Raw genomic sequence first — 19,543 nt, forward strand, 5'->3', positions numbered from 1 at the left:
GGTGGTCCCGGGTGGGTGCGGTGGCGGGAGGTGGGTCAGGCCGGCAGGTGGTGCGGCAGCGGGAACTCCCGGCAGAGCCGGGTGACTTCGCCGCGCACCTCGTCGCGTACGGCGGGGTCGAGGGTGAATTCGCGCTCGCCCCGGGGCACCACGGCGCCGAGCACCCGGTCGATCAGTGCGGCGCAGCGGCGCATTTCGGCCGGTCCCATGGCGCGCAGCGCGAGGGTGTTGGTGCCGAAGCGGATGCCGCTGGTGACCCGGGGGCCGTGCGGGTCGTCGGGTATCCGGTTGCGGTTGACCACGATCCGGCAGTCGGCCAGGGCGGTTTCGGCGATCGCGCCGGTCAGGCCGCTGGGGCCGAGGTTCAGCAGCACCATGTGGTTGTCGGTGCCGCCGGTGACCAGGGTGTGGCCGAGCCCGGTGAAGGCGTCCGCGAGTGCGGCCGCGTCGGCCACGACGCGCTGGGCCAGGGTGCGGAACTCCGGCTGGGCCGCGATGTCGAAGGCGCGTGCCTTGGCGGCGACCGCGCCCAGGTCCGGGGTGCCCTGGAGGAAGGGGAAGGTGCCGTGGGAGATCGCCTGGGCGAGGGTCCGCCGGGTGCCGGGCAGCGGGAGGTCGGCGTCCCTGCCGAGCAGGATCAGGCCGCCGCGCGGCCCGTACAGCTGCTTGTAGGTGCTGGTGGTGGTGGCGTGCGCGTGGTCCACCGGGCTGGGGTGCAGTCCTGCGGCCACCAGTCCCGCGATGTGCGAGATGTCGGCGAGCAGGAAGGCGCCGACCTCGTCGGCGATCCGCCGGAAGCGGGCGAAGTCCACGGTGCGCGGGTAGGCGCTGGCCCCGCAGACGATCACCTTGGGCCGGTACGCGCGGGCCAGTTCGGCGACCTGGTCGTAGTCCAGGATGCCGTCGGCGTCGGTGCCGTAGCCGACCGACTGGAAGAACCGGCCGGACACCGAGGCCGGGGAGCCGTGGGTGAGGTGCCCGCCGGCGCTCAGCTCCATGCCGAGGAGGGTGTCGCCCGGCTTCATCAGGGTGCACAGCACGATCTGGTTGGCGGTGCTGCCCGAGTGCGGTTGCACGTTGGCGTACTGGGCGCCGAACAGGTGCTTGGCCCGGTCCACCGCGAGGCGTTCGACCTCGTCGACCAGTTCGCAGCCCGCGTGGTAGCGGGCGCCGGGGTAGCCCTCGGTGGTGACGTTGGAGATGGTCGCCCCGGCGCAGGCCAGGACCGAGGGGTCGGCGCTGCTGGAGGCGGCCACCATGGCCAGGGTGTCGTTCTGCCGGGCGTGTTCGCGCTCCAGCAGGCCGGAGAGGTGCGGGTCCGCGGTGGCGAGGCGCCGCGCGCCGAGGCTCGCGTAGTCGGCCAGGACGCCGGTGCTCGTGGCCGTGCCGGAAGGCGTGCTCGTCCCGGAGGCCGTGCTCGTGCTCGCGCCGGAGGCCGTGCTCGTGGTCGTCGTGGTGGTGCTCATGCGTTGCTCTCCTCGTGTGCGGCCTCATGCGCGGCCTCGTGTGCGGCGAGCAGCCCGTGGGCCTCCTCGTCGGTCATCTCCAGCAGTCCGGCCGCGATGTGGGCCACGGCGGCGACGTCGGTGCCGCTCTCGCGGCCCCTGGCGGCGAGGCGCACCGCCTGTGCGGCGAGGGTGGGCGCCTCGAACAGGTCGCGCAGCGGCAGTTCGACGCCGAAGGTCTCGCGCAGCGCCGAGGCGAGCCGGGTGGCGAGCAGCGAGTGCCCGCCGAGGGCGAAGAACTCGTCGTCGGCGCCGACCCGGTCGACTTCAAGGAGCTCGGACCAGAGCGCGGCGAGCACCCGCTCGGTGTCGTCGCGGGGGGCCACGTACGCGGCGGTGGCACGGTCGGCCCGTGCGTCGGGCTCCGGGAGCGCGGCGCGGTCCACCTTGCCGTTCGGCGACAGCGGCAGCGCGTCCAGCGTCACGAAGGCCGCCGGGACCATGTGGGCGGGCAGGTCCGCCGTGAGCAGGGCGCGCAGCTCGGTGGCGGACGGGACGGCCGCGGCGTCCCCCGCGGGTACCAGGTAGCCGACCAGGCAGCGGTCGTCGCCGCTGCCGCGGGCGGTGACCACGGCCCGTTCGATGCCCGGGTGGCGGCGCAGTACGGCCTCGATCTCGTCCAGTTCGATCCGCAGGCCGCGCAGTTTGACCTGGTGGTCGAGGCGCCCGATGAGTTCGATCACGCCGTCGGCGCGGGTGCGGGCCAGGTCGCCGGTGCGGTACAGCCGCGCCCCTGCCGGTACGGGTCCCGTGCCTGCGCCCGGGTGGGGGCGGTAGCGGTCCGCGGTCAGGCCGGGGCGGTGCAGGTAGCCGCGGGTCAACCCGGTTCCGGCCAGGCAGAGTTCGCCCGGAACGCCGACCGGGGCCGGTTCCAGCGCGGGAGTCAGGATGACGGCCTGCTGGTTGGGCATGGGGCGGCCGTACGGGATGCTCGTCCACGCCGGGTCGCACTCGCCGACCGGGTGGGTGATCGAGTGGATGGACGCCTCGGTGGCCCCGCCGAGCGCGATGAAGGCCATGTCGGGGGCGAGGCGGCGGAAGCGCCCCGGCAGGGTGACGGGGATCCAGTCCCCTCCGAAGAAGGCCGCCTTGAGCCGGGGCAGGCGTACGCCCCGCTCCTCTCCGGCCCGGACGAAGGCGTCGGCCAGGGCCGGGGCCGAGTTCCACACCGTCACCTTGTGGCGGCGCACCAGGTCGACCCAGTGGTGCGGGTCGCGGGCCTTGTCCGGGTGCGGCATGACCACGGCGCCGCCCGCGGCGAGGATGCCGAGCGTCTCGTAGACGAACATGTCGAAGCTGGGGGACGACAGGCCGAGCACCCGGTCGCCGGGCTCGATGCCGTAGGTGTCATTGAGGTCGAGCAGGTTGTTGACGACGCCCCGGTGGGGGACGGCGATGCCCTTGGGCGTTCCGGTGGAGCCCGAGGTGTAGATGACGTACGCCAGGTGGTCCGGGGCGAGGCCGGCCGGACGCCGCCGGGCGACGGGCCAGAGCTCCGCGTCCTCGACCTCCAGCACCTCGGCCCCGACGGCGGGCAGCAGGGGGGCCAGGGCCCGCTCGGTGAGGACCACCGGCGGCGCGGCGTCCTGGAGCATGAAGGCCAGCCGCTGCGCCGGGTAGGCCGGGTCCAGCGGCAGGTAGGCGCCGCCCGCCTTGAGTACGCCGAGCACGGCTGCCACCAGGGCCGGGCCCTTGGCGAGGCAGAGGCCGACGGTGGTGTCGGGGCCCACGCCCAGCTCGGTCAGCCGTCCGGCGATCCGCTCGGCGAGCGCGTCGAGTTCCGCGTAGTCGAGCTCTCCCGCGGGGCCGACGACGGCCGGTGCCTGCGGGCTCCGGGACAGCTGCTCCTCGAAGAGTTCGTGCAGGCGGGCTCCGGCCCGCGGGTACGCGTGGGCCGTGTCGTTCCACTCCACCAGGGCGCGGTGCCGCTCCGCCGCGGTGAGCATCGGCAGGGCCGACAGCCGGGTGCCGGGGGCCTCGACGGCGGCGGCCAGCAGGGTGTGCCAGTGGCCGAGCAGCCGCTCGACCGTGGCCGCGTCGAACAGGTCGCTCGCGTACTCGACGGTGCCGGTGAACACACCGTCCGCTTCGCGGATCTGGAGGTTGAGGTCGATCTGCGCGCCGCCGCGCGGCACTTCCCGCACGGTGACCGCCAGGCCCGGCAGTTCGGGCGGTGCCAGCGGCGCGTTCTGCACCAGGAGCAGCGACTGGACCAGCGGGTTGTGGCTGAGTGCCGGGCCCGCCGCCCGCTCCGGGAGCATCCGCTCGAACGGCAGCTCCTGGTGCTCGAAGGCGCCCAGTGCGGCCGCGCGGACCCGGCCGAGCAGCTCGTCGAAGGTCGGGTCGCCGGCCAGCGAGGTGCGCACCGGCAGGATGTTGATGAAGCAGCCGATCAGCGCCTCGGCCTCGGCGGGGCGCACCGCCGCGCCGGTGCCGACCACGATGTCCTCGCTGCCGCTGTGCCGGGCCAGTACGGCCTGGAAGGCGGCCAGCAGCGCCATGAACGGGGTGACCCCGGCGCGTCGGCACAGGGCGCGGACCCCGGCGGACAGGTCCGCCGGGAGGGTCACGGGCAGCGCGGCCCCGCGCAGCGACTGCACGGCCGGGCGCGGCCGGTCGCAGGGCAGTTCCAGCAGCTCGGGCGCACCGGCGAGGGCGCGCTGCCAGTACGCGCGGCCCGTCCCGACGGTGTCGGAGTCGGTCTCGGTCTCGGTCTCGGTGTCGGCTTCGGCTTCGGCTTCGGCTTCGGCTTCGGCTTCGGCTTCGGCTTCGGCTTCGGCTTCGGCTTCGAGCGTCTCGCCCTCCCAGACCGCGAAGTCACCGTACTGGAAGGGGAGTTCGGGCAGTTCGGCGGAGCGTCCGGCATAGCACTGGGCCAGTTCGGCCAGCAGGATGCCGATCGACCACATGTCGGCCACCAGGTGGTGCACGGTGATCGCCAGTACGTGCCGCTCGGGCGCCGTCCTGTGCAGTACCGCGCGCAGCAGCGGGCCGCGCGCGAGGTCGAAGGGGCGCGCCGCGTCGGCTGCCAGGACGCCCTCCAGACCGGCGTCCGTGGTCTCGCGGACCTCCAGCGTGAACGGGGCGCTCTCGCCGACCAGTTGGACCAGCTCGCCGTCCGCCTGCTCGAAGCAGGTGCGCAGCGACTCGTGCCGCTGGACCAGTTCGGCGAGCGCGGCTCGCAGCGCGGCGGTGTCGAGCGGTCCTTCCAGGTGCAGGGCGAACGGCAGGTGGTAGGCGCTGGTGCCGGGGATCAGCCGCTCCACCAGCCAGATCCGGCGCTGGGCCGAGGTGGCGGGAAAGGCGAACTGCTGCATGGTCTGCTCTGCTCTCTGCCGACCGGACGGAGTGCGGTCGGAGTCGAAGTCGGGTACGTGGTCGGGGGCGGCAGCGGGGCCGGGGGCGGTCATGCGCCGGTCACCAGGTAGGCGGCGGCCTCGGCGCCCAGTCCGGCCGGGATGCGCAGGTCGGGGTGGACCGGGACGGGCGGGTGGGTGGCCGCGCGGCGGGCCCGGCCGCCTCCGGTGACGTGCAGCAGGACGGTCTCCCCCGGCCGGACGCGTCCGGCGGCGACCGCCTGTCGCAGCCCGGCCAGGGCGACCGCCGCGGCCGGTTCGATGTCGGTGCCCTCGGCCGCGGCGAACAGCCTTCCGGCGGCGGCCGCTTCGTCGTTGTCCACCGCGCGCATCTCCCCGCCGCTCTCCGTGAGGCACTCGCGCACCCCGCCGGCCACCGCGTACGGCGGCTTGCGCGTGGTCAGTTCCGGGGCGTGCGCGGCGGCCACCGCCGCCCGCACCTCGGTCCCCGAGCCGATGAGCGGCTCCGCCAGGCCGTCCTGCCAGGCCCGGACCATCGGCGCGAACGGAGCGCTCTGACAGAGCGTCAGCCGCGGCAGGTCGCCGGACAGGGTGCCCGGGTGCGGTGCCGCCGGGTGGAGCGCGGCCCGGTGGTGCGCGGCCGAGTGTTGCGCCGCCGAGTGGTGCGCCGCCGGGAAGCCGGCCGCCAGCAGCCGCTTGGCCGCCTGGTGCGCGGCGATCGCCCCGGCCCCGCTGCCCACCGCCTGCACGTAGTGGTCGGGCAGGCGGCCGATGGTCTCGGCGGCGGCCAGCAGGGCGGTGCCCAGGCCGTCGCGGCGGGCCACGTTGCGGGTGCCGCCCTCGGCCTGGAAGCCGGGCCTGGCGGCGACCGCGTCGGCCAGCTCGATCGCGTCGGTGTAGTCACCGGCCACCGTCACCAGCCGTACGCAGTCGGCCCGTTCACCCGCGGCGGCGAGTGCGGGCAGCGCCGCCTCCGGTACCACCAGCACACAGTCCACCCGCTGCCGCGAGCAGGCCCGCAGGAAGGCGGCGGCGGTGTTCCCGGCCGAGGCGACCACCAGGACCGGCGGGCGCTCGGGCAGCCGGGCCAGTACGGCCTGCGCCTCCAGCTCCTTGAAGCTGCCGGTCTCCAGGGCCGCGCCGCGCTCGGGCCAGTGGCCGCTGAACGCGACCCACAGCTCGGTCAGTCCCAGCTCGCGGCCGAGCCGCTCGGCCCGGTAGGTGGCGCCGATGGCGCCCTGCGGCAGCTCCCGGCCCGCGGTCGGCAGCCAGCAGGCGTAGCGGAAGGGGCCGCTGCCGGGGCCGGGGGCGAAGGCGCGGGCGTACTCGGTGCTCAACAGCCCCGGCCGGTGCGCCGGGCCGGTCCTGTGCGCCGCGGCGCAGTCAAGACGCAGCCCGTCGTCCTGGTGGCTCTCGTGGCAGACCGGACATCGCAGCTGGTACGGGCGGTCCGCCGGGGCGGCGACGGGGCCGCCGGCCGGCAGGCCGGCCCGCTCGGCCGGAAGGGAGGGGACGGAGGTCATCGTGCGTCTCCCTCGGCGGCCGCGCCGGTGAGCACCGGGCGCAGCGCGCCGTCGGCGCCGCGGCTGACGGCGTAGCGGGCACGGTCCACCCGGGCCGGGGCCGGCCGGGCGGCCGGTGCGGTCCCCCGCCGGTCCACAGCGTCGGCCGACGCGTCGACCAGGGCGGCCACCGCGGCCACCGTGGGCCGGTCGAAGAGCAGGTGCAGGGACGGTGCGGCGCCGAACTCGGCCCGCAGGCGCTCGGCGAAGCGGGCCAGCAGCAGCGAGTGCGCGCCCCGCTCGAAGAGGTCCTCGTGGCGGCCGATCCGCTCGGCCCCGAGCAGCTCGGCCAGCAGCGCGGCGATCCGCTGCTCGGTCGCCCCGACCGGCTGCTCCACGGCGCCCGTCGGGCGGGGGGCCTCCGGTGCGGGCAGCGCCCGCCGGTCCACCTTGGCGTTGGCGGTGAGCGGCAGCTCGTCGAGGGTGACCAGCAACGAGGGGACCGCGTATCCGGGCAGGGTGCGCCGCAGCAGCTCGCGCAGCTCGGCGGGGACCGCGGGCGTCCCGTGCTGTTCCAGGTAGCCGACCAGCCGGGCCCGCGCGCCCTCGCCGTCCACGACGACCGCCGCCCGGCGTACCGAGGGCAGCCGCTCCAACGCGGTCTCGATCTCGCCCAGTTCGATCCGGTGCCCGTGCAGCTTGACCTGGGTGTCGGCGCGGCCCACGAAGAGCAGCGCACCGTCGGGCCCGCGCCGCACCAGGTCTCCGGTGCGGTAGAGCCGTGCACCCGGAAGAGCACCGAAGGGGTCGGGTACGAAGCGCTCGGCGGTCAGTCCCGGCCGGTCCAGGTAGCCGTGGGCCAGGCCGTCGCCGCCGATCAGCAGCTCGCCTGTGACCCCGGCCGGGACCGGGTGCAGGTGCGGATCGACAACGTACAGCCGGGTGTTGGCGAGCGGTGTGCCCAGCGGCAGTTCCCCGTCGGCGGCGGTCAGTTCGCCGCGCGCCGACCAGACGGTGGTCTCGGTCGGGCCGTAGACCTGCCACAGGCGCGCGCCGCGGGCCAGCAGCTCGGCCGCCTGCTCCGCGGGCAGCCGCTCGCCGCCGCACAGCGCGGTCAGTCCCGGGGTGCCCTGCCAGCCCGCGTCCAGCAGCAGCTGCCAGGTCACCGGCGTGGCCTGGAGGTGGCTGATCCCGTCGTTCTCCAGGCAGGCGCGCAGCCGCGAGCCGTCGCCCGCCGTCGCCGCGTCCGCCAGGTGCACGGTCGCGCCGTTCACCAGCGGCAGGAAGTACTCCAGTGCGGCGATGTCGAAGGCCGGGGTGGTGACGGAGAGCCAGCCCGCACCGGGGGCGAGAGCGAGGTCGCGCCGGAAGGAGGCCAGCAGGTTGGCCAGGGCCCGGTGCGGGACCACGACGCCCTTGGGGCGGCCGGTCGACCCGGAGGTGTGCAGGACGTACACGGGGGATTCCGGGGCGATCTGCGTGTCGGCCGTGCGCCGTGCCTCGCCGATGGCGTCGGGCGCCAGCACGGTCCAGTCCCCGGCGGGGACCCGGTCGGCGGGCAGGTCAGTCAGGACCGCGGCGGCGGCGCCGTCGGCCATCACCAGGGCGAGTCGCTCCGCGGGGTGGCCGGGGTCCAGCGGCAGGTAGGCGGCACCGGACTTGAGCACGCCGAGCAGTGCGGCGAGCAGCCGCGGGGTGCGGGGCAGCAGGACGGCGACGGTGCGGCCGGGGCCGACGCCCAGGGTGCGCAGCCGTGCGGCGATCCCGTCGGCCAGCCGGTCGAGGGTGGCGTAGTCCAGCTGCTCACCGCCCTCGGGTCCTGCGGCGCGGACCGCCACGGCCAGCGGGGTGCGGGCGGCCTGGGCCTCGAAGCCGCGCACCACCCCGTCGGCCGGGTCGTAGGTGAGGGCGGTGTCGTTGCCCTCGGCGAGGACGGCGGCCCGCTCGGCCGGGGCGAGCAGCGGCAGTTCGCCGACCGGTCGGGCGGCATCGGCCGCGATCTCCGCCAGCAGGGTGGCGAAGTGGGCGGCGAAGCGCCGGGCGGTCTCCGGCAGGTAGCGGTCGGTGTCGTAGCGGACCGCACCGGTCAGGCCTGCCGCGCTCTCGCCCAGGGTCAGCTGGAGGTCGAACTGGCTGCCGCCGGTCGGCAGCGCCAGCGTCGAGCAGTCCAGGGCGCCGAGGGCGAAGGGGACGCCGCCTTGGCCGGTGGCCATCGCCACCAGTGCCTCGGCGTGCTCACCGGGTGCCTGCTGGAGGCTGAACAGGCTGCGCACCAGCGGTCGGCCGCCCTGGTCCCGGTCCGGGCGGATCAGCTCGACAAGGGCGGGGAACGGCACGTCCGCGCCGTCCAGCGCGAGCCGCGCGCCGTCGCGCACACGGGTCAGCAGGGCGGTGAAGGGCTCGGCGGTCTCGATCCGGGTGCGCAGCGGCACCGTGTTGACCAGGCAGCCGACCGTACGGGCGAACGCGGCGTCGTCCCGTCCGTGGGTCGGGGTGCCGACGACCACGTCCTGCTCACCGGTGCTGCGGGCCAGCAGGAGCTGGAAGGCGGCCAGCAGCACCGTGTACAGGGTGCTGCCCTCGCGCCGGGCCAGTGCGGTGAGCGCTTCGGTGGTGGCGGCGTCCACCGCGAGCGGTACCGCAGCGCCGCGCAGCCGCTGGGGCCGGGGCGGCAGGTCGGCGGGGAGCGAGGTGCCGGCCCGTACCCCGGCGAGGGCGGTACGCCACCGGGCCAGTCGGCGCTGTCCTGCCGCGGTGTCCTGGAGGTCTCTCTGACGGCGGGCGAACGCCGCGAACGGGGTGGTGGCAGGGGCCGTGGCAGGAGCCGTGGCAGAGGTCTTCCCGTCGGCGGCCGGTTCGGCGCGCAGCGCCGCCGGGTAGGCGGCGGCCAGCTCGTCGAGGAGCAGGGACAGCGACCACAGGTCGGCCACCAGGTGGTGGGCGGTCAGGACCAGCCGGTGACCGCCCTCTGCCCCGCTGAACAGCCGGGCCCGCAGCAGCGGTCCGGCCGCCAGGTCGAAGGGCTGCTCGGCCGCCGCGGTCAGGCGTGCGGCCAGCTCGGTCGCGCTCCAGCCGGATGCGTCGACCTGCTCGAAGGCGGGCGGGAGGTCGGCGTGCACCCGCTGGACCGGGCCGCCCGTTCCGGCCTGGGGGAAGGTGCTGCGCAGCACGGCGTACCGCTGGGTCAGGCCGGTCAGGGCGGTGCTCAGGGCTGCCGGGTCGAGCGCGCCGTGCACGCGGAAGGCGGTGGAGACCAGGTAGGCGGGGCTCTCGGGGGCGACCTGGTGCAGGAGCCAGAGGGCGGCCTGGTTCGGGGAGAGCGGGTGGTCGCCCGGCTCGGTGGGCTCCGTGCGGTCGGCGGGTTCGGCCACCGCGTCGGGTACGGGCGGCCCGGCCGCCGCTTCCTCGAACCGTTCGGCGAGCAGCGCGGCCAGTCCGGCCAGGTCCAGGTCGAGCGCCTCGGTCAGGGCCAGGTCCACGCCCAGGACGGTGTGCAGCTCGTGCCGCAGCCGGACCGCGCCGAGCGAGTCCAGGCCCAGTTCGGTGAGCCGGTGCTCGGGGGCGAGGTCCGCCACGGCCAGTTGGAGCCGGGCGGCGAGCAGCCCGTACAGCGCGGTCAGCAGCAGGGCCGGGCGCTCGGCCGGCTCGGCCGCCCGCAGTGCGGCGGCGTCCAGCGCCAGCGGGCGCTCGTCGGCGGCGCCCTGCGGCCGGCCGCTGTGCGCCAGCGCGGTGAGGTCGCCCTCGTGGTAGGAGGCGGCGCAGACGTGGCGCTGCACCTTGCCGCTGGAGGTGCGCGGCAGCGTCGCGGCGCGGATCAGCACCACGGCGGCGGGGCGCACCCCGTGCGCCTCGGCGACGGCCTGGCGCACGGCCAGGGCCAGCGCGGGCAGGTCGCCGTCCTGGTGGTCCCGGGACACTTCCTGGACGATCACCAGTTCGGCGGCGCCTGCCAGTTCGACCTGGACGGCGGCGCCGCAGTTGGCGCGCAGCGCGGGGTGGACGGCGGAGACGGTCTGCTCGATGTCCTGCGGGTAGTGGTTGCGGCCGCGGACGATGATCAGGTCCTTGAGGCGGCCGGTGACGTACAGCTCGCCCTCGTGCAGCAGGCCCAGGTCGCCGGTCCGCAGGAAGGCAGGACCTGGCTCGGCCGCGGTCTCGGCCGCGGTGTATTCGGTGGTGCTGTCCGCGGTGGTGCTGTCGTCGCTGGTGCTGTCGTCGGTGGCGAGGCGGGCGCCGAAGGTGGCAGCGGTGTGCTCGGGCCGGTTCCAGTAGCCCTGGGCCACGCTCGGTCCCGAGAGCCAGATCTCGCCGATCGCCCCGGCCGTCACCGGCCGCCGGGTGACCGGGTCGACGATCTCAAGGCGCTGGGAGTCGTCCGGGCGCCCGCTGCTGACCAGTTCGGTGGTCCCCTCCGTCGCGTCCGCCGCGTCCGCCGCGTCCGTCCCGGCCGCCGTGTCGCCGGTTCCGGCGAGCAGCGCGTTCGGGGCCAGGTAGCGGGCCGGGGCGGTGCCGTGCGGCTTGCACGAGACGATCAGGGTGGCTTCGGCCAACCCGTAGCACGGGGTGAGGGCCTCGGCCCGGAAGCCCGCCGGGGCGTACGCGGCGGCGAACCGCCGGAAGGTCTCGGCGCGCACCGGTTCCGCCCCGTTGAACGCCACCTCCCAGCTGCTCAGGTCGAGCCCGGCCAGTACCTCGGGGGTGGCCAGGTCTGCGCACAGGTCGTAGGCGAAGTTGGGGCCGCCGCTCACCGTGGCCCGGGTACGGCTGATCTCACGCAGCCAGCGCAGCGGGTCCTGCCCGAAGGAGGTGGGGGACATCAGCGAGCAGGAGCCCGCGTAGTACAGCGGCTGGAGCATGCCGCCGATGAGCCCCATGTCGTGGAAGAGCGGCAGCCAGGACATGCCGCGGGTACTCGTGGTGGTGCGGAACGCCCGCTGGATCAGGGCCGAGTTGTGCAGCAGGTTGCCGTGGGTCAGCACCACACCGCGCGGGGCCGAGGTGGAGCCCGAGGTGTACTGGAGGAAGGCCACGGTGTCGGCGCCGACACTCGGGTGCGCCCACTCCGCCGCTTCCTCGTCGGGCACCCGGTCGGTCGCCAGCAGCCGCAGTACGTCCATGACCGCGCCGTCCGGGTCGTCGGGCAGCAGCCGGTCGCGGACGGCGGCGGTGGTCAGCGCCACCGTCGCGCCGCAGTCCGCGACGATGTCGACCAGCCGCTCCAGCGAGCGCGGCCGACGGTTGGGCGGGTACACCGGCACGGCGACGGCCCGGGCGTACAGGCAGCCGATGAAGGAAACCACGTACTCCAGGCCCGGCGGCTGGAGCAGCAGGACCGGACGGTCGGTCAGACCGAGCCGTTGCAGTCGGGCGGCGACGGCCCGGGCCCGCCGGTCGAGCTGTCCGTAGCTCAGCCGCTCGGCCGGTGCGTCCTCCCTTCCGGAGAACTCGAAGGCCGTACGGTCCGGATCCGTCGCCGCGGTGGCGGCGATCGCCGAGATCCAGTCCTGATGCTCAAGTCGCGGGTCCACGCGTTCTTCCCTCACCGTTCGGTGTCCGATGCCCTGTTCCTGCTGCCGCCGTCGGCGACCGTTTTCCGTGCCGGTGCTCGCGCTCAGCCCGCGGCGGCCTCGGCGGCCTGCCGCTCCATGGCCCGGCGCAGGCTCAGCGGCCGCATGTCGGTCCACACCTCGTCGATGTGGGCCAGGCACTGCGCCTTCTCGGCCCGGGGGCCCTCGGCACGCCAGCCGGCCGGCAGATCGCGGTCGGCCGGCCAGATCGAGTACTGCTCCTCGTCGTTGACGACGACCTGGTAGACGGTGGTGTCCTCGCTGCTCATCACTGCGCTCCGATTCGATGGGTGGGTCGGGGCGGCGGGGTCCGTGCCGCCGCCCGGTGCGGGCCAGGACGGGCCCGCCGTTCTGTCTTCGATGCTGTCGTTCCGCCCTGACCGCGCCCTTGGCCCGGCCTGCACCTGTCCTGGGCGGGTGCGGATGTCCTTCCGGCGGTTTCCGGGCATCGGACCGGCGCCGGGCCGAGGTCCCGCCGACGGCTCACCGGCGGGTCGCTGACGGCTCACTGAACGTCGGCTGAAGGCCCCGGCGGGCCCGGCGGACTCAGCCGAGGGCGGGGAACAGCCGGGCCTCGGCCGCTTCGCGGAGATAGGAGGCACCCGCGGTGCCGCCGGTACCGCGGACCGCACCGATCACCTTCATCGTGATGCCCCAGTGGGTGCGCTTCATCGCACCCCACGAGGTGTCCAACTCCCCCATCGCAGAGGTGAGTTCAGGCCGCCGAAGGCCGCTGTGCAGCAGTGCGCGGTGCAGCTCCGGGGCGGACGTCTCGACGGTCCGGTAGGCCTCGGACTGGACCGCGCTGCGGCCGTCGGTATTGGCCCTGATCACCGCGAAGGCGTCCTTGGGCATGGTGGTCAGCACCCGGAAAACCCCGGAGGTCCCGGCCACCTGCCGGTTCGCGTCCTCCAGCAGCTCACGCGCCAGCTCGGCACGGCCGGCGGTCACCGCCTCGGTGGCGGCCGCTATGGCACGGGCGACGGCGGCGAAGACGGCCTCGAAGATCTGGATGACCCGGATGAACATCTGCTCGTCGTGACACCGGGTGGTCGGCGTCAGCGTCAGCTCCACCGCCCGCAGCACCCCGGACGGCACCGCGCTCCGCGCCGCACCGACCGCGTCGGCACAGGCCCCGACCAGCTCGGCCGTGTCGTCGTTCGCGGTCTGTGGTGCGGTGGCCGCCTCGCACCCGGCGGCGAGCCCCGCCGTCGCCGTGAGGGCGCGCAGGGCGGCCCGGGTACGGGCCCGTCCGGCCGGGGCTCCGGCCAGGGTGGCGGCCTCGATGGCCACCAGATCGGCGAGCAGGGCGGTGATCACCTGCCCGGTGCGCACTCCGGACCGGGCGAGTGAGGCGTAGACCGGGCTGCCCAGGTAGCTGTCGTAGTCGCCCTGCGCGCCGTCCACCACCTGGGGCAGCCAGTCGGTGAGCAGCCGCGCGGCCGGATCGGCGGTCCCGGCGGGGGCCGGTTCGGGTACGGCCGGGGCGGGGACGGCCGGGGCGGGGACGGCCGGTTCGACCGCGCGCAGGGCCGTCAGCAGCTCCGCGCCGACGGCGTTCTTGCCGACGGCCCGGTAGTGGCCGAGGACCGCGCCGTACGGGAACCGCGCGGCCTCCTGTCCTTCGGCCCGCCAGTGGGCCAGTTCGCGCAGCGCGCGGCGCGGGTCCAGGTCGGCCGGGTCCGGCCGGGCGGCGGTCAGGCTGGGGCCGCCGACCCCGGGCGCGCGGGCCGGGTCGACGGCGGGCGCGGGCCCGGCCGGGGCGGTGGGGGCGGGCCCGGCAGCGTGGGCCGGGGAGAAGGCGGTGGTCACGGGTGGCTCCGTTCGGTGGACGGCCGGGCCGGGAGCGGCCCGGTGCGACAGGGGCTGTCGGGCAGCGGCCTGTGGGGTCGTGGTGCGCTGTGCCGGGGGCGGGCACGACGGCGCAGCCCGGTCGGCGCGGGTCCTGGGGCGCCGACCGGGCTGCGGTGGTGGGTGGTTCAGGCGCGGTGCCCGGCCGGGTCGGCCAGCACGTAGCCGTCGCCCGCCCGGTGGGCGCGCGAGCGGCGCAGGTCGGCGAGGACGAAGGTGCGCTGGAGCCAGCGGTCGGTGCCGTCGAAGCGCGGGCTGAACGCGGTGCGCCCGTGCACGGTGATCCGGTTGTCGACGACGGCGAGGTCGCCGGGCTCCAGCCGGGCGGTCCTGGCGGTGCGTTCGAAGAGGAGCCGCAGTTCGGTCAGTGCGGCCGCGGCCCGTTCGGTGAGCGGTTCGGTGGCGGCCATGTCCACCCGCAGGTCCGGGTCCTCGTACGCGCCGGTGAGCACCGGGTGCGGCTCGGCCTGGCCGTCGGTGGCGCCGAAGGACGGCGGCGGCGCGGTGCGGTACTCCGGCCGGTGCAGCGCCGCCCGGGTGTCCGCGTCCATCAGCGGCAGCACCTCGCGCACGCAGGAGGTGCGCAGTCCGGCCAGCCCTTCCGGGTCGGCGCGCAGGCAGAGCAGCATGACGAAGTCCGGCCGGTGCGGGTGGAAGGCGTTCTCGTTGTGGAAGGTGAGCAGCACCGAGCCCGCGTTGCCCTGGAACTCCTCGTGCCCCGGCACCGGGACGACGTCCTGCACCAGCGCGCCGGTCTTCTCGGGGCGGAAGGCGGCGGGGTCGCCGAGTCCGCACGCGGCGAGCACCAGCAGCGCCGCCGGTACGGTGGCGGTGCGCTGCACCGAGCCGTCGGTCAGCGGGGTGTCACCGAGTACGGGGCCGCCGACCGGCAGTCCGCGCACCAGCAGGGCGCCGCCGGGACCGGGGTCCCGACGGAAGCCGCGCAGGGCCCGGCGCAGCCGGGTCGGCAGTTCCTCCCAGCGGTCGCGGGCCGAGGCCACCCAGGCGGGCTCGTCGACCAGAGCCCCTTCCGGTCGGCCGCAGAGCTGTGCGGCGACCCGTTCGGTGGCGGCCTTCTCGGCACCGGTGAGCACCAGGTCCGGCGCCGATACGTCTATGTCTGTGTCTATGTCTGTGTCTATGTCTGTGTCTATGTCTGTGTCTGTGTCGATGGACAGTGATACCGGCACGGATGCCAGCCTTTCTCTCAGCGTCTCTCTGCGGTTGGGGGTGGGCCGGTCAGTGCGGGGCGGCCTGGTCCAGCTGCCGGGCCACGACCTCCCACAGGCTGCCGACGGTCTCGAAGGCCTCCGGGCCCAACTCCTCGTCGGGTATGGCCACCTGGTAGGCCTCCTCCAGCCGCACCAGCAGCTCGACGACGGCCATTGAGTCCAGCCCGGCGCTCCGCAGCCCTCGGTCGGCGGGCAGCGGGCGTTCCTCGGCGAGCCGGGGCAGCAGTTCGGCCAGGACGTTCTCGTACCGCTCGTCCGGGCGGTGGTGTGTGGTCACGCTGTTCAGCTCCTTGCGGGGCGACCGGAGCGGTCGCGGTGGTGGTGGATCCAGTGCTGGATCCGGTGGCGGATCTCGTGGCGGGTCTCGTGGTGGGTCCGGCCGTGAGTGCGGTGGGGCGCGGTGGTCACGTCAGTGGCCGGTGGGGCGACCGGGCAGCGGCTCGCGCGTGAGGGTCAGCCGGTCGGCGCCGACCACCCGGCCGTCCCGGACGGTGATCTCGGCGGGGGCCGGGCGGCCGAGGAAGCCGAGCAGGCTCGCGGTGGCGCCGTACGCGCCGACGTTGGGCACGGCCAGCAGCGCGCCAGGCCGCGGCGGTACGGCTTCGGTGGCCCGGCTGATCACATCGGCGGGGGTGCAGAGCGGCCCGACCAGCGCCACCCGGCGGGTTCCGCCCTCCGCCGCCTCTGTCCCGGGGTCCACGCCGGACCCGCCCACCGCCGCGTCGGACCCGAGGCCCACGCCGGGCCCGGAGCCCACGCCAGGCCCGGAGCCCGTGAGGTGCAGCGGTTCGGCGCGCAGCGAGGGCAGCCGGCCCACCCCCGAAAGCCCGCCCAGGTGGTTGATCCCGCTGTCCAGCACGCCGTAGACGGTGCCGCGGCTCTCCTTGACCTCGGTGACGGTGCAGACCAGGCGCCCGCTGTCGCCGACCAGGTACCGGCCGGACTCGAAGGCCAGCTCCAACCGCCCCTGCCAGCCGGGCAGATGCTCGTCCAGCGCGGCTTCCAGCGGTGCGCGCAGCGCGCCGTAGAGCGGCCGCTCGCCCGGCGCCGCGTACGGACACGCGAAGCCGCCGCCGAGGTCGAGCATCCGCAGTGGACGGCCCCAGTGGGCCTCCAGCGCGGCGGCGGTCCTGATCGAGGCGACGGCTTCGGCGAGCAGCCCCTGCGGGTCGGCGGCGTTGGTCAGCGGGAAGAAGTGCAGTCCCCACAACTCCGTTCCCTCCACCGTGAATTGGTCGAGTCCCGGCAGGCCGTCCCCGATGTCGTGGCCGAACTGCGAGGCGCTGCCGGTCATCCGCAGACCGACGCCCGCTCCCGCTCCCGTGCCGTTGATCCGGAGCAGGCAGCGCGCGGTCACTCCGTGGGCCAGGGCCTCGGCGCCGACCCGGCGCAGATCGCCGGACGATTCGACCGAGAAGGTGCGCACCCCCGCGGCCAGCGCCTCGCGCAGCTCCTCGGCGGTCTTGCCCGGGCCGCCGTAGAGGCAGTCGGCGCCGTCGAAGCCCGCGGCCAGGGCGGCGGCGAGTTCGCCGGTGGAGCAGATCTCCGGCCGGCACCCGGCCAGGCGCAGGGTGCGCACCAGCTCGGGGTGCGGGTTCGCCTTGAGGGAGTAGTAGAGGCGGGAGCGCTCGGGCAGGGCCGTGCGCAGGTCCGCGGCGGCCCGCTCGACCCGGGTCAGGTCGTACACGTACAGCGGGCTGCCGTAGCGCCGCACCAGCTCGGCGGCCAGCAGGTCATCGGCGGGCGGCGGCACCGGAGTCGGGGGCGGGGCCGGGGCGGGAGCCGGGGCCGGGGCGGTGGGTCGGGGGTCAGTGCGCATCGGTCTCCAGCGCCTTCCGGTCGGTCTTGCCGTTGGGGGTGAGCGGCATCCGGGCGATGACCCGGCAGTCGGCGGGCACCTTCGCCGCCTCCAGTCGTTGTTCCAGGCCGTCCAGCACCTCGCGCGCGGTCAGTCCGTCCTCGCCGGTGACGACGAGGCGCAGGTCGAGCCTGTCCCGGGGCGGCAGTGCGGCGGCGGCCCGTACGCCGGGTACGTCCAGTGCGGCGGCCTCGATCTCCGGTGTGCTCATCCGGACGCCGCGCCGCTTGAACTGGTCGTCGAGACGACCGCTGATGTAGAGGTGCCCGTCCGCGTCCAGTCGTCCGTGGTCGCCGGTGTGCAGCCGGGTCCGTCCGGTGGACGGGTCGGGGCGGTAGCGTCGGGCGGTCTGTCCGGGCGCGTTCCAGTAGCCGGCCATCACGTGCGGGCCGCCGACGACGATCTCGCCGACCTCGCCCGGCGGCAGCGCGCGGCCCCGCTCGTCGAGCACCTCGACCGTGGTGCCGTCCAGGGGCAGCCCCACCGACCCGGGGCGCTCGCGGTCGGCGTCCGGTTCCGCGATCGTGACCCGCTTGCACTCGGTGATGCCGTACATCGCCACCACCGCCGAGCCCGGGAACCCGGAGCGCAGCGCTTCGATCGTCGGACCGGGCAGCGCCGCACCGGTGTTGGTGAAGAGCCGGACGTGTTCCGGTGGCGTGCCGCGGGCCGCCAGGCGGCACAGCATCTCGGCCAGTGAGGGGACCACCGGCACGACGGTGACCCGGCGCTCGCGCAGCACGCTCAGCACGCGCACCGGCGCGGCCGCGTCCGCCAGCACCACCTCGCAGCCGCCGATCGCGGCCAGCAGGAGCTGGTAGAGGCCGTAGTCGAAGGAGAGCGGCAGCGCGGCGAGCACCACGTCCCGCGGCCCGTAGCCGAGACGCCGGGCGATCGCGCGGGCGGCGAAGACCACGTGGCGGTGGGTGCAGACCACGCCCTTGGGGGCGGAGGTGCTGCCGGAGGTGTAGATCAGCTGGGCGATCGCGTCGGCGGAGGGGCGGCCGGGCGCGCCGGCCTCGTGCGGGTGCGCTCCCGTAGCGCTGTCCGGCGGTGGTCCGTCGAGGAGTTCGGCGGGCGCGAGCGCGCGGGCGCCGCAGGCGGCGACCGCCTCGCGGACCGGCTCCGTCTCGGCCGGGTCGAGCACCACCAGCGCGGGGGCCGCGTCCGCCAGCACCCCTTTCAGTACGAACGCCTTCAACTCCGGGTTCAGCGGCACCGCGACTGCTCCGGCGCGCAGGACGCCGTAGTACAGCGCGACGAACTCCCGCCGGTTGCCGAGCCGCAGCACCACCCGGTCCCCCGGTGCGATGCCCCAGGACCCGCGCAGCCGGGCGGCCACCGTCCGGCTGGCGTCGGCCAGTTCGGCGTAGCTCCAGGCACCGGAGTCGTCCCGGACCGCGGTCGCGGCGGGACGTGCGGCCGCGGCCGCGTCGAGCAGGTCGGTGACGAGCGGGTCAGTGACGAGCAGATCGGTGACGAGCGGGTCGGTGACGAGCGGGTCGGTGACGAGCGCACCGTCGACCTGCGCGGGCCCGCAGGGGACCTGGCTCGGTCCCGTCGTCGGGGTCGTGGTGCTCATGCCCACCCGCCCGAGGAGTCGGTGATCTCGACGACCGCGCTGGTGCAGCTGTATCCGGTACCGCCGCCGACCAGCAGCACCCGGTCCCCCGCCTCGACCTCGCCGGTCTCCAGCAGCTCGTTGAGTCCGGCGAAGTGGTCCCCCGCGCCCAGGTGGCCCACCTCGCGGCAGAACTCCCAGTTGGAGAACTTCTCCTCGACGCCCAGCTGGTGTTCGAGCTGCCAGCGCAGCCGCTGGTGCCCGGTGGCGTTGAGCACCACCCGGTCGATCCGTTCCATCGGCGTGCCGGCATCGGCCAGCGCGACCCTGATCGACTCGGCCGCCACCTCGGCGGTGCGCAGCGTCGCGGCCCGCATGTTGCGTTGTGCGCGGAAGTACGCATCCGCCCGCGCCCCCAGGTCCACCGGCCTGGCCTCCTCCCCCGGCCCGGCCCGGAACCCGGTGCCCCGGGCCAGGCCCTCCAGCGAGTTGTCCACCCGGGTCGCGGTGGCCAGCAGCCGGCCGGTCGCTCCTTCGGGGGAGGTACTCAGCACCAGCGCGGTGCCGCCGTCGCCGTAGACCAGGCCCCGTTCGGCCCGCCAGCGGTCGAAGGCGGGAGGCGCGAAGCGGTCGGCCGTGGTCAGCAGCACCGCCTCGTGGTCGTCGGAGCCGTCGGCCCCGCCCGCCGTACCGGATGCGCCCGACCCGCCGTACCGGAACTGCCGGGCCGCCAGCTCCAGGCCGGCCAGTCCCGCGTTGCACTGCTGCAACAGGTCGAAGGCGGGCACCGCCGAGCCGACCGTGTGCTGCGCCACGTAGGCGGCGGACGGCCACAACTCGGCCCCCTGGAACCACAGATAGCTGTGGAACACAGCGGTGATCCGTTCCGCGGCCCGGCCGGAGCGGTGCAGCGCGGTGCGGGCCGCGCGGACCGCCATCTCCGGCGCGGACAGGTCGTCCGGTCCGCCGGACACGGCCGAACTGACCGAGTGGATCTGATTGACGGCGTGTTCCCCGGCGTCGTACGCACCGGCCGCGACCGCCGCCGCGGCGTTCGTACGGTCGGCCAGCCAGACTCCCGTGCCGGCCAGGTACACCTGCTCCCAGCGCATGTCTCTCCGATCTCCGGCCCCGCGGCAGGGCGCCCGGG

Annotated in this window: 11 protein-coding genes; all 11 read right to left on the reverse strand. The window is 75.4% G+C overall.

The features are described 5' to 3' along the window. Positions 1 to 35: 35 nt before the first annotated feature. Entirely contained in the window at positions 36 to 1,466 is a 1,431-nt protein-coding gene (gene glyA / locus ACH4SP_RS34170) for a serine hydroxymethyltransferase (protein ID WP_398420847.1), read from the reverse strand. Continuing rightward, the gene (locus tag ACH4SP_RS34175; protein WP_398420849.1) at positions 1,463 to 4,915 is read right to left on the reverse strand and encodes an amino acid adenylation domain-containing protein; all 3,453 of its coding nucleotides are present in this window, start codon (positions 4,913 to 4,915) and stop codon (positions 1,463 to 1,465) included. Before ACH4SP_RS34175 ends, glyA begins: the two co-directional genes overlap by 4 nt. Beyond that, positions 4,912 to 6,345, reverse strand: a complete 1,434-nt coding sequence (locus tag ACH4SP_RS34180; protein WP_398420851.1) for a pyridoxal-phosphate dependent enzyme — start codon at positions 6,343 to 6,345, stop codon at positions 4,912 to 4,914. Before ACH4SP_RS34180 ends, ACH4SP_RS34175 begins: the two co-directional genes overlap by 4 nt. After that, entirely contained in the window at positions 6,342 to 11,852 is a 5,511-nt protein-coding gene (locus tag ACH4SP_RS34185; RefSeq protein WP_398420852.1) for an amino acid adenylation domain-containing protein, read from the reverse strand. The genes ACH4SP_RS34180 and ACH4SP_RS34185 overlap by 4 nt, the downstream gene beginning before the upstream one ends. Before the next feature lie 83 nt (positions 11,853 to 11,935). Then, positions 11,936 to 12,160, reverse strand: coding sequence for an MbtH family protein (locus ACH4SP_RS34190; RefSeq protein WP_398420854.1), 225 nt, complete (start codon positions 12,158 to 12,160; stop codon positions 11,936 to 11,938). Positions 12,161 to 12,437: 277 nt separating this feature from the next. After that, a complete protein-coding gene (locus tag ACH4SP_RS34195) occupies positions 12,438 to 13,703 on the reverse strand; it encodes a hypothetical protein (protein WP_398420855.1) in 1,266 nt (421 codons plus the stop codon). 167 nt (positions 13,704 to 13,870) lie between these two features. Then, positions 13,871 to 14,872, reverse strand: a complete 1,002-nt coding sequence (locus ACH4SP_RS34200) for a TauD/TfdA family dioxygenase (RefSeq protein WP_398421196.1) — start codon at positions 14,870 to 14,872, stop codon at positions 13,871 to 13,873. Between the two features lie 109 nt (positions 14,873 to 14,981). Next, positions 14,982 to 15,251, reverse strand: a complete 270-nt coding sequence (locus ACH4SP_RS34205) for a phosphopantetheine-binding protein (protein ID WP_398420857.1) — start codon at positions 15,249 to 15,251, stop codon at positions 14,982 to 14,984. A gap of 132 nt (positions 15,252 to 15,383) precedes the next feature. Continuing rightward, positions 15,384 to 16,793 (reverse strand): type III PLP-dependent enzyme, encoded by a 1,410-nt coding sequence (locus ACH4SP_RS34210; protein ID WP_398420859.1) that lies wholly within the window; start codon positions 16,791 to 16,793, stop codon positions 15,384 to 15,386. Continuing rightward, a complete protein-coding gene (locus ACH4SP_RS34215; protein ID WP_398420861.1) occupies positions 16,783 to 18,414 on the reverse strand; it encodes a class I adenylate-forming enzyme family protein in 1,632 nt (543 codons plus the stop codon). Before ACH4SP_RS34215 ends, ACH4SP_RS34210 begins: the two co-directional genes overlap by 11 nt. Beyond that, complete coding sequence (locus ACH4SP_RS34220; protein WP_398420863.1) at positions 18,411 to 19,505, reverse strand: ketoacyl-ACP synthase III family protein; 1,095 nt, start codon at positions 19,503 to 19,505, stop codon at positions 18,411 to 18,413. The genes ACH4SP_RS34215 and ACH4SP_RS34220 overlap by 4 nt, the downstream gene beginning before the upstream one ends. Between the last annotated feature and the right edge of the window lie 38 nt (positions 19,506 to 19,543).

Origin of the sequence: Streptomyces sp. NPDC021093 (assembly GCF_044333135.1) — a bacterium.
Taxonomy (GTDB): domain Bacteria; phylum Actinomycetota; class Actinomycetes; order Streptomycetales; family Streptomycetaceae; genus Streptomyces.

What these genes read in the sequence shown, in the direction of transcription:
- glyA (WP_398420847.1), bottom strand. Translation starts at nt 1,466, where the DNA reads ATGAGCACCACCACGACGACCACGAGCACGGCCTCCGGCGCGAGCACG.
- ACH4SP_RS34175 (WP_398420849.1), bottom strand. Translation starts at nt 4,915, where the DNA reads ATGACCGCCCCCGGCCCCGCTGCCGCCCCCGACCACGTACCCGACTTC.
- ACH4SP_RS34180 (WP_398420851.1), bottom strand. Translation starts at nt 6,345, where the DNA reads ATGACCTCCGTCCCCTCCCTTCCGGCCGAGCGGGCCGGCCTGCCGGCC.
- ACH4SP_RS34190 (WP_398420854.1), bottom strand. Translation starts at nt 12,160, where the DNA reads ATGAGCAGCGAGGACACCACCGTCTACCAGGTCGTCGTCAACGACGAG.
- ACH4SP_RS34210 (WP_398420859.1), bottom strand. Translation starts at nt 16,793, where the DNA reads ATGCGCACTGACCCCCGACCCACCGCCCCGGCCCCGGCTCCCGCCCCG.
- ACH4SP_RS34215 (WP_398420861.1), bottom strand. Translation starts at nt 18,414, where the DNA reads ATGAGCACCACGACCCCGACGACGGGACCGAGCCAGGTCCCCTGCGGG.
- ACH4SP_RS34220 (WP_398420863.1), bottom strand. Translation starts at nt 19,505, where the DNA reads ATGCGCTGGGAGCAGGTGTACCTGGCCGGCACGGGAGTCTGGCTGGCC.